Here is a 16,082-nt window from a genome sequence, read left to right as displayed (position 1 = left end):
TACTTATTTTATCCAATGAAGATTATGTGTATAATATTTCCATGCTCACAGCTATTATTCTGGTAGATCAAGCAATGATTGTATATGATCAGATATCAGAGTCTTTACAATATTTATGATCGGAGAATAGCAGCTTATGTTCAATCTCGCGCCTCTATATTTCCCGATAACTGCAAATCCAGCACAAACTAGTGAATTTCTACCCAGTCAAGCTTTGCAGCCATATATTCGCTGTTTCTGGGGTTCTGATACACCGCGTATTCCTACAGAGGCATCCGTCCACGTAGTGGACAAGGCATCTGGTTACGAACCTCGAATGGAAACAATTATTCCAGATACATGCATGGACATTATTTGGAATCTGAATGAATCGACAGGCTTAACAACTACCGTTTTTTCCGGCATTAATGATGCTCCTTTTGAAGTCCCTTCAGACAGAGGGGAAGGTATGATCTCAACCTTTGGTATCCGATTTCATTTCTGGGCCGTTCATTTTTTTGCAGATGACCATCTCCGGGATGTCCTGAATGCATTTGTAGATGTGGACCAATACTTTTGTACTTTTAAAAAAGAGCTAGGATTTCTGCTGGAACAAGCAAATTCTATGAATGAAAGGATAGCGGCAGCTGAGGCTTATCTTTTTCAGCGTCTTGAGCGTGGTGGACGGACTAATGATCGGATGATGAATGCAATTTACACCCTAATTAAACAAAAGGGTGTGGTAACAGCTGAGGATTTGGAAACCAGCTCTAATCTAAGCAGACGTCAACTAGAAAGACTGTTTCAAGAATACATAGGTGTATCGCCTAAAAAAACAGCTGACCTTGTGCGATTTCAGAATGTATGGCGGGAAATGTATCAACTGCCTGTGCAGACGAAGAATATGCAGGATCTTATTTTTACGTATGGATTCAGCCACCAGCCTCATTTTATAAACAGTTTCAAGAAATATGCAGGAAGAACACCACTTGAGGCTTTAGTCTATGCGGGCAGATAAATGTCGCAATTTTGCAATACAAAGGGTGCTAGCCTTGTTAAACTCAAGTAAGAAATGGGTACTATGATGATGAGAATGAAAGGGGACAAATTATGATTTCGTCTTTTGAAGGTACTAACATCTACACTAAGGATACTGCTGCGTTGGCTGCATTTTATTCGGAGGTGCTAGGGATTCCAATTCCGTTCGAAGGCTACGGCAATTTTGATGGCGCAAAGATTGGATTCGACAAGAAGCAGCCTGGAATCATCATTTGGGATGAGACGAAATGGGAAAAGCTCACGACTGGCTTTGTTAATTTAGTATTCGGCTGCGATAATCTCGATGAGACGTACGAGCAGTTAAAGGCTAAGGGACTGGATTGTCAGCCACCGGTTACGATGGCGTATGGCGGGAAAGAAATGAATTTCCGCGATCCAGATGGTAATCACATTACCTTGCTCGAAGGAGCATACTAAATAATTTTGAACAAAAAAGGGATTGAACGCAAACATCAACCGTGTGAATAAACGGGAGTTTGCGTTTTTTTTATTTTATTCATTTGACAATGATAATCATTATCAAATAGAATGAGGGTGAAGCACACATCATTTAAATTTTATGTTTAGTAATGGGAGGAACAGAAAGATGACTAAAGTGCTAGTGGCATACGCCAGTCTAACTGGAAACACTGAGGAAATGGCTGAATTGATTGTAGAGGGAATACGCCAAGCAGGCGGTGAAGCCGTTTTGAAATCGGTCACTGAATGTAACGCGGTTGAGATAAATTCATATGAAGGCGTCCTGTTAGGAGCATACACTTGGGGAGATGGTGAGCTACCTGATGAAGCTCTTGATTTCTATGAGGAGATGGATGAGCTTGATTTGACCGCTATGAAATCAGCAGTTTTTGGCAGTGGAGACACAGGTTACGCGATTTATTGTGGAGCCGTGGACTTATTCGTGGAGAAGTTAAAGGAACGTGGAGCTGTGATATTACAGGATAGTCTTAAGATTGAATATGGCCCGAACGCTGCTGAAAAAGAAGCTTGCCGTCAATTCGGTCGTCAATTTATCGAAGCTTGTATGGTGGCATCATAGGATGGGCGGGCCAGCGGGAAGTTGGATGAAGAACCAAGTGAATTTACATACGCCTCCATATAAACGACTGCATGATTATCGAGTGGAGCACATTATGCTTGGAGGGGCCGAGAATTTATCAAGCGGAGCTCCAGCGACCGGGCTCCCACGCTGGCGCCAACAGGTTCAATATGCTGTAGGGCATACACTTAACGACTTTTATAGTTTGCTGCCTGAAGTTCGAAGGGAGACACCGATACAATTTCTGTTAGAGCGTCGTTGGCCACCTAGGGGGGATGCTTTTCCTTCATTACTACAATATTGGGATATCAAGACGAGTATAGCGGATGAACTAATGCGTATCGTTTCGACCAATCATTTACTGGAAATTCCGGTAATGCTATACGAGCAGTGGTATGTGCCAGTCCCGGAGCTGAGCTTGGAGCTTTCGATGATTACTCAATTAGCTTGGAATTCTACTCAGAATGGTCGAAGCCTGAACATTCAGAAATTTATGGTGAATGGCAATGAGGATACTATTGCGGGCTTTTTGCATATGACTAACGTCTTTTGTTATGCGGCTTACGGTGAACCTGCGGAGACCGTGGAAATCTACTCCTTGCTAGAGGGTCGTAAATACTCTTACAAGGGAAATGCAGTCCTGTATAAGGAGTCTTTGGATTATGTTCGATTGTTATCTGTATTTCTGGAGCAGGAAGTGCACGCTGATGGCTCATTAAACTGTAGTGACCGTAGAAATGATAGAGGCGAAGCTAATGTTGGAGGTTTCGGGCTCATGTGAGTACTCCTAATAATAAAATAAGGCCTCCTGCTCTACAGGCGAGAACGCCCATTAGACAGGAGGCTTTAATTCTATGGATTAGCCGATATAACGGTAATAATCCTGTTTATTCTGAATGATAAAGCCACAGCTTTCATATAGCTTAAGCGCATTGGGATTATCTAGAGCGACCTCGAGATTAATTCCATTATAGTTTTTACGTTCTCGTTCGATCGTTTGAAGAAGTGCACTTCTTCCAATACCTAGCCCCCGTAGCTTCTTGCTGACAGTAAATCCATAAATCCAGGTTTCATTATCTTCGGTCCACAGCCGCATTTTACCAACAGGTTGTCCGTCCATTTCGATCATAATATGTTCTTGCAGGCCTTCCTTTTTCTGCAGGTCATAGAGTTCGGCAGCATCTTCAGTCTTTATGTCAAAGCCTCCACAATCCAGCTCAACGAGAATTGGGGCTTCGTCTTCACGAGCAGGGCGTAAGATCACAGTCCCTGTGGCTGAGCTTGCTTCAGAAGAAGCAACCGAATTTCCGCCCCATTTCATTTGGTATTCCGCGTGATTAAACTCTAGTGGTAGCGTTTGAAGGAATGCTACACCAGATGATGAGGCAGCAGGAGCGTTTAGAAGTAGGGTATCAACATTGCCTCGTTTGATAATAGTTTGCGCTCGGTTCCACAGTGAGGTGAAGATGCCCCGTCGGCGGTAGCCTGGTCGAACCATGCCACAGACCTCCATATCGCTTCCAAATCCATAAAGTCCTAAGAAGCCGACGAGTAAATCATCTTCATATGTCACGAGCCATTCCGTATCTCCTACGCTTGATGGCTGGCGAAGCATATCCCAATTCAATTTCAGTGAAATTCCATCATATTGCTCACAGCGTTCTTGTAATTCTTCTATATTTCTCAAAGTATCAGTAGTAGTCAAACCCGTTTCCTCCTAAAGTGTATTTGAACTAAGTGTATTAGTTCGAATAGGTTAATAAAGCTTCACGGAAACGGGAACGGAGATCAGTCTCGCTCGCCTGTGTTCCCGCTCAGCACGTCCTTATACTCCGGATGCTTCTCAAATTGATGAGCTGCATAGGAGCACACAGGAACAATTTTCAAATTTTCATTTCGAGCCTTATCTACAACAGCCCGTACAAGTTCTTCACCGGTACCTTGACCGCGCAGTTCCTCAGAGACACGAGTGTGGTCAATGACCAATTCCCCAGCATCTTTATCCAAACTGTATGTGATCTCGGCAAGGTCCTTACCGTCATTCGCAACAAAAAAACGTCCTGTTCCAGTTTGAATTTGCATCTTATGGCTTCACTCCTAAAATGTTATTGCCTATATTTTACTACCACGATTTGCAAAAAGCGAGGAACGAAGCAGATTGATTGCTCGCCCTGGACGTTTGATGGCGTTCCATAGATGGATTTATCGAGGAAGTTAGGATTATTGGTGTGAATGATGCGCTCATGTTACTCAAGGCAGTTGCTTTGTAATGTTTGTTCTGCAAGTAGTCTGGCTTTGCGGAATGGGGACAGGAGGCAGACGTGATCGAGTGACTTTTGGCGAGCCGAGAAGGTGGAAGGGTTTGAATTTCTGGACAAGCTAGTGTGCTGGATACGCAAGCCGGCCCAGACATTCCCAGCACTCTGAGGCAGGAATATCCAGGACAGCCGGACTCATGGAATCCTTGAGACCTCAGCGTGGCCAAAATTCCTGTTATCATAATCATCCACTGGAGCTTTCGGACTCAGATGACGCTATTTGCAAATTTTTAGCCGTTTGAGTAAAGTTTCGGACTCCATTGCAACTATTCCTTAGGAAAAAGCACAAATTAGGCGATTTCTATGCCAATAGCGCCTATGGAGTCCGATAGAACCCCAAATTGGGGGGAATACTGCTTATAAGGTCCACTGTGCCCGATAGCAACTTCGTGAGGGTATGTGTTCACCGATGGAGCCGAACTGTAATGTCCTGCTGCATATGAGTAGCAATTCCCTTTTAGACTCTCGCAATCTCAAAATCAAAGTGAGATGCAAATAAATTCTGCATTCAAACAGTAGTCAAACAGCAGTCAATGAATTTTTATACACTCCCGTTTATAAAGTAGCTTGCGTATTCTCAGGATAATACAATAAGATTAAGAGAATATCTCACTACTGAAAAGAACCGCTAGCAGGAGGAATCATTGTGGAATACAAAGTTGAGGTTGAATTTGGATCGATTTATGAGTTATTGAATAGCTTACATACTTATCTATGCAAAAAATCCTATAAGAAGATTGACCTAGGGGTAGCGTGGGTTACTGAAATTGAAAGCACCCTAAGTGAGGAACTATTATCCCGTCTGAAGGAAACCGAACTAAACAATGAATGGAAAATGTTGAATCTGCTCATTTACTGTTGTCCATTCAAGGATGATGTAGACAGTGTGCTGAACTGGATTGAAGGGTTAACAGTTGGCGAGTTATATGAGACCTTATCAAAATATGTAAAGGTATTTCCAAGCCATATGGAGGATTACCGCAATCGCGTAGTATTTTTACTCTCCGAATGGAACCGCCAGTACTTTAGTCAATGCAATCCTGCGATTCTAAGCAAATTACAGCAGCATACGGATTTGAAGAACATGGAGCTTAATGAACTGGAAACTGCTGATTTTGTGAACAAAACGACCAACGGATTTTATTTCATGCCTACGGATGGGCTTAAGAAGCTTGTACTAATTCCACAGTATCATTTTCAGCCTGCTAATATCATCTATTGCTACGGTGAACTAACAATTTGTCATTATGCGGCCTGGATTTCGATGGAGAACGAGGAAATTTCACCTTTTATGTATAGAGCCATTCGTAGTCTGGGTGAAAAAAGCCGCCTGAAAATTCTCCAAGCTCTTAGCGGTGGTCGCAAAACATTCACCGAAATTGTTAAGCATGCGGGGATCTCGAAGGGGATTGTTCACGATCATATTTTTAATCTTCGTTGTGCGGGTTTGCTTCATGCCTATATTGAAGGGGAGAATGTCACCGGATATAGTCTGCGTCTGGAAGGCATTCATCGGATGAATGAGCAGCTATTTGATTATTTAAAATAATCATTTCACAAAAAAATATAACGATCTAAAAGTCAGAATTCTCTTATGCAGAGAGGGTTTTGGCTTTTTTTATTTGTCTTAATTTTCATTTGATTCTGTTTATAGAGAATTTTTTTAAAGTTCTCTCTTTACAGAACTCGAAAACCTTTCTATAATGAACATCAGAAGTTATTCATACTTAACAGGTAGGAATTATAGTTATTATTCTATTAGAGAGAAAAGGGAGATAGGTACATGAGAAAAAATGCGATTGTAATCACTTCATTACTGCTTACGGGTTCACTGTTACTTTCTGCTTGCGCTAACAACAGTAATAACGAATCCTCGTCTGGTAACAACGCGGCTGCAGGGTCCAATTCAACCAATGTGGAAGCAACAACTCCGGCAGAGACTGTTCTTGCGGGTGCGCTAAGCGAGCCTTTTACCGCAACCGATTTGTCCAAACTTCCAGCAGTTGCACAGAAACGTACAGACACCATTATCGTAGGGTTAACGGACCCAAGCGGAGCTTTTACTCCGTATTTTCAGCAAAGTGGTTATGATGGCAATGTATCTTCACTGCTATACGCTTCTCTCGTAACTGTAGACGATAAAGGCGTTCCAACACCGGAGCTTGCTGAGAGCTGGGATGTTTCGGATGATCAGCTTACATACACATTCCACTTGAGAAAAGATCTAAAATTCAGCGACGGTTCACCATTGACAGCGGATGACGTGGCTTTTACTTGGACGATCCAATACGACAAATCGTATGACGGTAGCTCCCAGCTTCCATCACTAAATGTTAAAGGCGGCAAAGCCTATAAAGATGGTACTTCTACAGCAATAGAAGGGATTAAAGTGATTGATCCACAGACGATCTCAGTGACACTTGAGCAACCAAACGCAACAGCGCTGGTACAGCTCGGCTCGAATGTTCTGTCGAAAGCTTACTATGGCAAGGACTATAAATTTGGAGATCTTGAATACATCAAGAAGCTGCATGAGAAGCCACTTGGAGATGGACCTTACAAGCTGGAAAAATTTATTCCGGGGCAAGAAGTTCGTTTTGTGGCGAATGAGAATTATTTCAAAGGTAAACCCAAAACGGAACATTTCATTTATAAAACTACGGAAGGCGATGTATGGCAGTTCGTAGAAACAGGTGAGGTAGACTACGCTTCTTTTAGTGCGACAGACGAGAATATCGAGAAGCTGAAGGCGCTCGGTTTTGTGAATATTATTCCTTACACTCCAAGCACCTATGGTTATTTGCAAGTCAATCTGAAGCATGAACAGCTCAAGGATAAGCTTGTACGTCAAGCCATTGTGTACGGTCTGGATCGTCAGAGTATTTATGTAGATGCAGCGCAAGGTGCAGGCTCTATTGCCAATATCCCGGCATCCCCTATCTCTTGGTCTTACACAGAGGAGGGCATTAATCCTTACAAATATGATCCGGAAAAAGCAAAACAATTGCTCGATGAAGCAGGCTGGACAGTAGGCGCGGGTGGTATCCGTGAAAAAGATGGCAAACCGCTCACCATTCATTACCTCGGTTCCAAGAGCAAAAATACAGATATTTTCATCGCTGTAGCTAAAGAGAATTTTGAAGCACTGGGTATCGATTTCCAGCCTGAGGTATTCGCAGACTTTAACTCTCTGGTATCTAAGGTAGAAGGTGGGGATTACGACCTCGTATCCTTCTCCACTAGTATGTTGACTGATCCGGCTGACGGGTTTATGCAATTCTTCGATGGAGAAATCACGGATTATGACAATCCGAAATTCCTGGAGCTATACAATAAAGCCTTAGCTACTACTGATATTGAAGCACGCAAAGCGGTATACAAAGAGCTGTATCAGCTCTTCAATGATGAACTGCCTATTATTTTCACAAGTTACAAAAAGACTGTATACGCCTATAACGGACGTATTGAGAATCTATCGGTCAGCCCGTTCATCGGTCTTGCTGGCAGTCTGCCAACTTGGAGCCTGAAATAAATAAAACAGTGTCCCCTGCTCTGATGAGCAGGGGACAAATCATAAGGAGTCTGTCATGAGCGCTTATTTATCGAAAAGACTGTTGTACATGGTCATTATCTTATTTGCGGCATCATTATTGATCTTCTGCCTGTATGCATCAACCCCCGGCGATTTCATAACTGGAAATATCAAATTGACTGCAGAACGTAAAGCTGAGCTGCGTGAGATCTACGGCTTGAACAAGCCGATGCTTGAGCGGTATGGAATCTGGATGAAGAATGCGCTGCATGGCGATTTCGGGTATTCCTTAGCCCAACAAAAGCCTGTGCTGCAGCTTTTTAATGATTATATTTGGAATTCCTTTCTACTGGCTGCCGTTTCCACGTTTCTGACGTGGGTGATTGCAGTTATTATTGGTGTGATTTCAGCCTATAAGCAATATTCATGGTTCGATACTCTCGTGATGATCGCTATATTCGCAGCAATGTCACTGCCGTCATTTTTTATAGGCTTATTCCTGATCAAAATCCTGGCCGTCGATCTCAAGTGGCTCCCTCCGGGTGGAATAATCACGACAGGTAGTAATGCTACGGGTCTGGCGTATTTTAAGGAGATTGTAACGCATATGACCCTTCCGGTTGTTGTTATGACTCTACTTGGATTGGGCTCACTCACCCGTTATTTCCGCAGTAATATGATCGATGTCTTAAAACAGGATTATATCCGCACCGCCCGTGCCAAAGGCTTAAAAGAACGAAAGGTGCTATTTACACACGCCTTACGTAATGCCTTGCTGCCCGCAATTACACTGGTTGGTTTCGAGCTTCCAGCACTATTTGGCGGATCACTTATTATTGAAAAAATATTCAATTGGCCTGGGATTGGCCAGCTGTATATGCAGTCCTTCGGACTTAGGGATTATCCTTTGCTGATGGGCTTTACGATGTTTATTGCCATACTTACCGTCATAGGAACGTTGCTTTCGGATGTTTTGTACCGGATTGCCGATCCTAGAGTTCGGCTATAGAGAGGAGGAAGCTGACGTGGCAGTTCAAAGTAATGTAGCGGGTATCTCGAAACCCCAGACCACCAAAGGAAAATCCTCTTTATTCCGGCAATCCCTTCGGAGGTTGCTGAAGAACAAGCTGGCGGTATCCGGGTTTGTGGTAGTGATCTTTATGTTTGCGCTTTGTTTTATTGGCCCGCTGTTCTCACCCTATACGGATAACAAAATAAATATGGCACTGATGAACAAGGCCCCTGATATGAAGCATTGGCTTGGCACTGACGCGCTGGGCAGAGATATTTTGACCCGGGTGATGCAGGCAGGACGCATTTCACTAACGGTAGGACTGGCATCAATGGTTCTTTCAGTGTTTATCGGGGCTCTTTTGGGAGCCATAGCTGGGTATTACCGCGGAATCGCCGATCAAATCATAATGCGGATTGCGGATCTTCTATTGACGGTTCCGAGTTTGCCGCTGCTCTTTATTTTTGGAGCATTATTATCGGAGTGGAAGATTCCAACGGACTACCGGATGTATATCGTTATGCTTATGCTCAGCATTGTGAGCTGGCCAGGTATGGCGCGTATGGTACGGGGGCAAATGCTTAGTCTGCGAGAACGTGAGTTTATGCAAGCAGCTGTAGTATTAGGCCTTCGGGATCGCCGTAAATTATTTAACCATTTGCTGCCGAACATTATCCCGCTGCTGATCGTTATGGCAACGCTCAACATCGGTGGTGCTATTCTGAGTGAATCGGTTCTTAGCTTTTTTGGGCTAGGTGTTATGCCGCCAACGCCAACCTGGGGCAATATGATTGACGCAGCGAATAATATGATCGACTTCAAGGATCGGCCGTGGCTGTGGATTCCGCCTGGGCTATCCATCTTCGCGACAGTAATCGCGATCAATATTTTTGGTGACGGACTCCGGGACGTACTTGATCCTAAACAGAAGAGGTAGGTGACCCTCACATGAGTGATTTAATGAATATAGACGGTCTAAGTACATACTTCTTCACGGAAGAAGGAAAAGTGAAAGCCGTTGATGATGTAAGCTTCCGTGTCCGTGAAGGAGAGACGGTCTGTATCGTCGGAGAATCGGGCTGCGGCAAAAGTGTAACTGCGATGTCCATCATGGGTCTTGTTGAAGAGCCAGGGGGCAAGGTTGCCCATGGCAAAATTGATTTTCAGGGTGAAGATTTGTTGCAAATGGACAAAAACACACTGCGAGCCATCCGTGGCAACGAGATCGCGATGATATTCCAGGAGCCCATGTCCTCTCTTAATCCTGTAATCAAGATCGGTGAACAAATTATGGAGCCGTTGATCGTGCATTTGAAGATGAATAAGAAGCAGGCGCGTATCCGGGCGATTGAACTAATAAAACAGGTAGGCATATCACGACCTGAGCAAATTGCTGATAGTTATCCACATGAATTAAGTGGAGGGATGCTGCAGCGGATAATGATCGCTATTGCTATCGCATGCAGTCCAAAGTTATTGATTGCAGATGAACCGACAACGGCGCTGGATGTAACGATTCAAGCACAAATTCTGGATATGCTTCGTGAAATTAAAGACAACTCCGGCATGTCTATTCTATTAATCACCCATGATCTGGGTGTAGTCGCGGAGATGGCTGATTACGTGATTGTTATGTACTCCGGAAAGATTGTGGAGGAGGGGGAGGTTGTTGAATTGTTCAACAATCCCAAACACCCTTATACGAAAGGGCTGCTCAAATCGAAGCCAGTTATCAATCAGCGGCAGGATGAGCTGTATTCCATACCAGGTCAAGTGCCAAATCCGCTAGAGCTGGTACCCTCTTGTTATTTTCATGACCGCTGTGAGCATTGCATGCCTGTATGTGTCAGCCAGCAGCCCCAGCTTAAAGAAGTGGTCAGCAGACAAAAGGTAGCTTGCTGGTTGTATGAGGAGGCGGTTGTTCATGCCTGAGGCACTGCTTGAGGTCAATCATCTGAAGAAATATTTCCCTGTCACTAAGGGATTGCTTAACCGGACGGTTGGGCATGTAAAGGCTGTTGATGATATTAGCATCACGCTTCAGCCAGGGGAGACGTTTGGGCTTGTAGGAGAATCCGGGAGCGGAAAGAGTACGGTCGGACGGACGATTTTACGGCTAACGGATAAAACGGCAGGAGAGATCAAATTCAAAGGGATAGACATTCATTCTTTGTCTCCCGCTGAATTGCGAAATATCAGACCCCAAATGCAGCTAATCTTTCAAGACCCGTATAGCTCACTTAACCCTCGGGTCCGCATAGGTGATGCTATCGGAGAAGCTTTACTGGATCATGGGTTATGCTCAAAATCAGAGGTTCGTGATCGGGTACTTGAGGCGCTTGAGGCATGTGGTTTATCCTCTTATCATATTGATCGCTTCCCGCATGAATTCTCAGGAGGACAGCGACAACGGATCGGAATCGCGCGTGCGCTTGTGCTGAATCCTGAGCTAATCATTGCAGACGAGCCAGTCTCGGCCTTGGATGTATCCATCCAAGCACAGATTATTAATTTATTCAGTAAACTGCAGCAGAGCCGTGGGCTAACCTATTTGTTTATCTCCCATGATTTGAGTGTGGTTGAGCATTTATGTTCAAGAATCGGTGTTATGTATCTGGGATCTATGATGGAGACGGCTTCTAGAGATGAATTATTTAAGAATCCGCTCCATCCGTATACCAAGGCATTGCTATCAGCTGTTCCAATACCTATTCCCAAGCTGAAAAGGGAAAGAATTGTCCTTAAGGGGGATATCCCGAGCCCAGTGAACCCGCCTTCCGGTTGTAAATTTCATACCCGGTGTCCCTATGCACAAGAGGTTTGCAGATCTGAAATCCCGGTATTCCGGGATGCCGGCAATAACCATTTTGTAGCTTGTCATTTGGTCTGATAGCTGTCAAAGATACAATGATGATTCGCTCCTAAGTCTTGAATAATTAAAGTTGAATTGTATAATAATACAATTTGACCTTATTTTTGCCTGTGCTCAAAAATTTTTAAGGGTTTCGAAGCCAGGTTAATGGGGTAATAGAGAGTGGTTAGGTTAGACGTACATATCTAATCGGTCTAGTATAAAATCCCTACTTAGGAGGAATCATCGTGAATACAACAGTACGTTTGACAGAAAGATCCGGCTCGACTTCTTCACAGCGCAGAAAAGGCTTTGTACCGGTAGTCGTGTACGGTGCAGGTTCAGATAGCCAGTCCTTTACAGCGGATGCTAAGACAATTACCGGGATTTTGGCTAATAACCCTCGGGCAGTATTAACCTTGGAATTACCAGACTCGGGTAAAAAGAACGTTGTCATCCAAGAAATCCAGCGCCAGCCAGTATCCAAACAACTGCTGCATATTGATTTTCAACAAATTGATATGAAGGCTAAATTGGATACAAAAGTGGCATTCCACTTTACAGGTGATCCAGTAGGTGTGAAGAGTGGCGGCGTGCAGCAAATTGAATTGCATGAGCTGGATATTCGCACACTTCCAGATAAATTAACGGCATCCTTTGAGGTGGATCTCAGTGGACTAGATATTGGTGATCAATTGCTGGTGTCTGATCTTCCGAAGCATGAAGGCTGGGAAGTATTGACGCCTGAGGACACTTTGATTGTCCGGATCGCACCTCCAGCAGCTCAAGAGCCAACCGATGAAGATGCTGCTGAACCAGCTGCAGTCGAAGCTTCTGGTGAAGATAAAGCAGAATAGAATAGTGATTAAATCATAAAGAGCAGATAGAATCCTACCCAAGGAGCTGTCTGCTCTTTTTGTTTTGTCTTCGTGAACACGAATTAATAAAATAAGTGCGGTCTTTCGTATAGTTTCTTAAATGGGATTTATGGTTGTTTCGCCTCATTTAGTTAAAATTTTACAGAAAATCGTTGACGAATAGGCCGCGAAGGCTGAAAATGAGGACAATTACCATGGTAAAGAATTCAAAAGTTCCTGTTGTCGCTGTTTGAAAACGCTTTAGTATTATGCTTCAAAGAACTCTCATTGCCCAGTTCATCATGATTATGAGGAGGAAAGTTATGAAGATGAGGAAGCTGTTTTCGATCTTAATGACAAGTCTGTTGGTGCTTGGGGTAGCTCTACCTTTTGGTGGAAAAGCGAGTGCAGATGCCACAAGTGATGCTTCAAATCGTGCTTTAATCTGGTTGAAGGCCCAGCAGGATGCAACAGCGGGATATGCTTTTGAAGGCTTGGTAGATAGCTTTGAGGATTTCTGGGGTCCAAACAACCCCAAACAGATTGTATACACGTATGATCAAGCTGTTGCAGCCATTGCCTTTATTGTAAAAGGTGAGCGGGCACGGGCAGAGCAGGTGTTGAACAAAATGCGGGACATTCAGGACCCTTCGGGCTTCTGGCTGAACTCTTATTGGTATAACAATGGCTACGGAGAAGAAATTCGTAAACATGTGGGGCCGGTTGTATGGATGGCAATGGCAGCTATGGCTTATGAAAAGCAATATAATGACACGCGATATCGTCCGATGGCGCTCAAAGCGCTCGATTGGAGCTTACAGTATAAAAAAGCAAATGGCAGTATCGCAGGAGGATGGAGTGCTTGGAGTAACTCTGATGAGCCTTGGAGCTCTACCGAGCACAATATCGATATTTACCGGGTGCTGCAGTATTATGCTTCGGTAGATTCCTCCAAGGCAGCCACGTATAACAGTGCAGCTTCTGGAGTGAAAACATTCCTGGATAATTATGTGTGGGATGACAGTGTCAAACGCTTCAAGGGAGGCTGGAAAAACGATACGAATTTGATCGACCCTAAAATTCCATTGGACGTGAATCCATGGGGAGTATTGGCCTTAGGAGTATCCGGCACCCATAACTACGGTGCAAGCTTAACTTATGTGGAAAATGCCTCCGGCACCCCGGGGACCCTTGCAAATCCGCGTTACAAGCAGACGCTTACTTACAATGATGCTGGGAATACGCTGACCGGCTATGATTTTGACTGGACGGATGAAGTTTTACCCGCATATGACGATAACGGGAATCAAATCGGTAATACGGGTGCTGATGTATGGTTTGAAGGAAGTGCATTTATGTCGCTCGCCTACTTTATGCAAGGCAATGTATCCAAAGCGGATGCCATTAACACTGAAATTATTAAAAAGCAAGGCACAAGCGGCGCTTCACTAGGGGGAATCCCCTATTCGCTGAAAGGGACCAGCAACAGCTATTGGGTGATGGCACAGCAAAACTGCGTGTCCAGCACGGGTTGGTTAATTCTATCACTACACCGGTTTAATCCATTCACAGGTCAATACTTGACGGGTGGTGGTAATACTGGAGATACGACAGCACCTACTGCACCTGCTAATCTGACAGTAACCAGCAAGACGGATACAGCAGTTAACATGAGTTGGTCTGCTTCAACTGATAATGTTGGTGTAACGGGATATCTTGTTTATCGTGGAACACAGCAGGTAGCCTCTGTGGCAGATACTACAGCTACTGTTACTGGACTAACTCCAAGCACAGCCTATACGTTTACAGTAAAAGCTACGGATGCAGCGGGTAATCTATCATCCGCTAGTAATGCCGCAACAGTTACTACAAATCCCACTGGAGGCAGCGGAGGCGGTGATCATGTGACGGCTGACTTTACAGCAGGGGTAACGAGACTTTCTTCAACAGAAGCGAGCATTTATATTACACCTGTGACCAGTGCTCTTTATGTAGATGTGCATTATAAGGTTAACGGGGGGCCACAACTTAATTACCGGATGACCAACAGCTCAGGTACATGGGAGCAGACGGTGAGTGGGTTAAGTGCTGGCAGCAGCATTGAGTACTGGTTCACTTATGAGAAATCCGGTCCACAATATGATTCAGCGCATTATACCTATGTGCAGTAAGGTTAATGAAAGACTTAAACGATAAGATTTGTAGATAGAGCAAGTGAAATAAAGAAGGCTGTCCCAGATGCCATAGTATTGGCTCGGGAGGGCTTTCTTTTCTTTGTTTTAGGCTATGTTAAATCATATTGTTGATATTTAAGTTTTACGAACGTTTGTTCTGTTATTAAGATGACACTATGGTAAGGAGTTGATTACCCATTGGATTTGAAGGAAATGAAGTAAATTCCAACGGAATCATTCCAAGGTATCGTCGAAATGGACGAGGGGTTTAGTGCAACAAATTTACTTTTACAACGTATATATAGTGCTTCCATATTTAGGGATATTAAAGGGATTAAGAGGAATGTTACTGAAGTATATCTACGAACTAACAAGGTTTTCCATTAGTATTAATTCAAATAATTAGAGGTGATTTCATGAACAAATCTGGATTTTTATTTTTTATTGCTGCAATTATATTTTTAATATCAGGATGTCAAAAGGCTGGTTCCAACGATGAATTAGCTAAAGCGCAGGTGCAGGTTAGTGCATTAGGATCATCATTTAGTATCCCTACACTGGATGGATATGAAGTTAGTTATGTACAACATAAATTCCCTCCAAAGGACAAACAAGGCAACTTTATTGGAGATAATCAAGAAGTTTTAGTCACATATACGAAAAACAAAGGGAAACAGGAGAAGTTAACAAAGGAACAAAAAGCGTCCAATGAAAGAGAAATCATCTACGGACCTTATCAAGGAGAAACACTCATTGAAATAACCTATAGCAATACTCAAGTTGATTTGAACGATGCTGATATTATTGATATTAGCGGCAATCAGGTGCAAAAAATAAAAAAAAGTGATTATACGTTTTTAGCATTCAATACTTCAAAAGGTTCAATCACTTTAAAGTTCAACAGTTTGGATGAGGATACAATTCTAAGCATTGCTCAACAAGCAGTAAATGAAAATAAATAGGATGGAGTCAGAGACTGCTTATGCTATCATGGATGCTTCGGAAAAACTTTCAATTGCTTTGAAGAGCTTGTTTAAACCTGACGGTATAAGAATTTGTCAAGATGGAGGGAAGTTTAACGACCTTACCCATTACCATATGCATCTCATTCCGAGGTACGAAGGTGATGGATTTATCTGGGGTGAACCATTACACCCACATGGTGCTGAAAAACGATTAAGCCAAACCCAAAAAAAGATTCTGAAGACATTAAGTGAGGAAAAGAGAAGGAGTCGATAAAGACTCCTTCTCTTTTTGTCAT

16 protein-coding genes are annotated in these 16,082 nt (G+C 43.4%); 14 read left to right on the top strand and 2 right to left on the bottom strand.

Annotated features, from left to right (window positions below; translation table 11 throughout):
• The first annotated feature begins 136 nt into the window (after nucleotides 1-136).
• From MHI27_RS21080 to MHI27_RS21065, 4 genes are all read left to right on the top strand, one after another.
• Nucleotides 137-997 (top strand): helix-turn-helix domain-containing protein, encoded by an 861-nt coding sequence (locus tag MHI27_RS21080; protein WP_405174659.1) that lies wholly within the window; start codon nucleotides 137-139, stop codon nucleotides 995-997.
• A gap of 92 nt (nucleotides 998-1,089) precedes the next feature.
• Entirely contained in the window at nucleotides 1,090-1,455 is a 366-nt protein-coding gene (locus MHI27_RS21075; RefSeq protein WP_076299603.1) for a VOC family protein, read from the top strand.
• A 169-nt stretch (nucleotides 1,456-1,624) separates the two neighbouring features.
• On the top strand, nucleotides 1,625-2,077 hold the full coding sequence (locus tag MHI27_RS21070; protein WP_042190032.1) for a flavodoxin: 453 nt from the start codon (nucleotides 1,625-1,627) through the stop codon (nucleotides 2,075-2,077).
• Between the two features lie 25 nt (nucleotides 2,078-2,102).
• A complete protein-coding gene (locus MHI27_RS21065; protein ID WP_405174658.1) occupies nucleotides 2,103-2,858 on the top strand; it encodes a hypothetical protein in 756 nt (251 codons plus the stop codon).
• A gap of 78 nt (nucleotides 2,859-2,936) precedes the next feature.
• On the opposite strand, the gene MHI27_RS21060 is transcribed toward MHI27_RS21065, so the two are convergent.
• Complete coding sequence (locus tag MHI27_RS21060; RefSeq protein ID WP_405174657.1) at nucleotides 2,937-3,782, bottom strand: GNAT family N-acetyltransferase; 846 nt, start codon at nucleotides 3,780-3,782, stop codon at nucleotides 2,937-2,939.
• Between the two features lie 83 nt (nucleotides 3,783-3,865).
• Nucleotides 3,866-4,159 carry a GNAT family N-acetyltransferase gene (locus MHI27_RS21055; protein WP_042190028.1) on the bottom strand — a complete coding sequence of 98 codons (294 nt, stop codon included), beginning with the start codon at nucleotides 4,157-4,159 and terminating at the stop codon, nucleotides 3,866-3,868.
• An 882-nt stretch (nucleotides 4,160-5,041) separates the two neighbouring features.
• Here MHI27_RS21055 and MHI27_RS21050 point away from each other — a divergent pair.
• The 10 genes from MHI27_RS21050 (at nucleotide 5,042) to MHI27_RS21005 (ending at nucleotide 16,060) form a co-directional block, all read left to right on the top strand.
• The gene (locus tag MHI27_RS21050; RefSeq protein ID WP_405174656.1) at nucleotides 5,042-5,944 is read left to right on the top strand and encodes an ArsR/SmtB family transcription factor; all 903 of its coding nucleotides are present in this window, start codon (nucleotides 5,042-5,044) and stop codon (nucleotides 5,942-5,944) included.
• A 234-nt stretch (nucleotides 5,945-6,178) separates the two neighbouring features.
• The gene (locus tag MHI27_RS21045) at nucleotides 6,179-7,927 is read left to right on the top strand and encodes an ABC transporter substrate-binding protein (RefSeq protein ID WP_405174655.1); all 1,749 of its coding nucleotides are present in this window, start codon (nucleotides 6,179-6,181) and stop codon (nucleotides 7,925-7,927) included.
• A gap of 55 nt (nucleotides 7,928-7,982) precedes the next feature.
• On the top strand, nucleotides 7,983-8,936 hold the full coding sequence (locus MHI27_RS21040) for an ABC transporter permease (RefSeq protein WP_339242616.1): 954 nt from the start codon (nucleotides 7,983-7,985) through the stop codon (nucleotides 8,934-8,936).
• A gap of 16 nt (nucleotides 8,937-8,952) precedes the next feature.
• Nucleotides 8,953-9,876 (top strand): oligopeptide ABC transporter permease, encoded by a 924-nt coding sequence (opp4C, locus tag MHI27_RS21035; protein ID WP_156113156.1) that lies wholly within the window; start codon nucleotides 8,953-8,955, stop codon nucleotides 9,874-9,876.
• Nucleotides 9,877-9,887: 11 nt separating this feature from the next.
• Nucleotides 9,888-10,871 carry an ABC transporter ATP-binding protein gene (locus MHI27_RS21030; protein ID WP_405174654.1) on the top strand — a complete coding sequence of 328 codons (984 nt, stop codon included), beginning with the start codon at nucleotides 9,888-9,890 and terminating at the stop codon, nucleotides 10,869-10,871.
• On the top strand, nucleotides 10,864-11,829 hold the full coding sequence (locus MHI27_RS21025) for an ABC transporter ATP-binding protein (RefSeq protein ID WP_076284613.1): 966 nt from the start codon (nucleotides 10,864-10,866) through the stop codon (nucleotides 11,827-11,829). Before MHI27_RS21030 ends, MHI27_RS21025 begins: the two co-directional genes overlap by 8 nt.
• A 209-nt stretch (nucleotides 11,830-12,038) precedes the next feature.
• Nucleotides 12,039-12,647 carry a 50S ribosomal protein L25 gene (locus MHI27_RS21020; RefSeq protein WP_052404365.1) on the top strand — a complete coding sequence of 203 codons (609 nt, stop codon included), beginning with the start codon at nucleotides 12,039-12,041 and terminating at the stop codon, nucleotides 12,645-12,647.
• Between the two features lie 323 nt (nucleotides 12,648-12,970).
• Nucleotides 12,971-14,818 (top strand): fibronectin type III domain-containing protein, encoded by a 1,848-nt coding sequence (locus tag MHI27_RS21015; protein WP_081382895.1) that lies wholly within the window; start codon nucleotides 12,971-12,973, stop codon nucleotides 14,816-14,818.
• A gap of 419 nt (nucleotides 14,819-15,237) precedes the next feature.
• On the top strand, nucleotides 15,238-15,783 hold the full coding sequence (locus MHI27_RS21010; RefSeq protein ID WP_405174653.1) for a hypothetical protein: 546 nt from the start codon (nucleotides 15,238-15,240) through the stop codon (nucleotides 15,781-15,783).
• Nucleotides 15,770-16,060 (top strand): HIT family protein, encoded by a 291-nt coding sequence (locus MHI27_RS21005; RefSeq protein ID WP_405174652.1) that lies wholly within the window; start codon nucleotides 15,770-15,772, stop codon nucleotides 16,058-16,060. The genes MHI27_RS21010 and MHI27_RS21005 overlap by 14 nt, the downstream gene beginning before the upstream one ends.
• The last annotated feature ends 22 nt before the right edge of the window (nucleotides 16,061-16,082 follow it).

Source organism: Paenibacillus sp. FSL H8-0261 (assembly GCF_045040645.1).
Taxonomy (GTDB): domain Bacteria; phylum Bacillota; class Bacilli; order Paenibacillales; family Paenibacillaceae; genus Paenibacillus_AQ.
The sequence above is the reverse complement of the archived record's forward strand: the minus strand, read 5'-3'. Positions and strand labels throughout refer to the sequence as shown.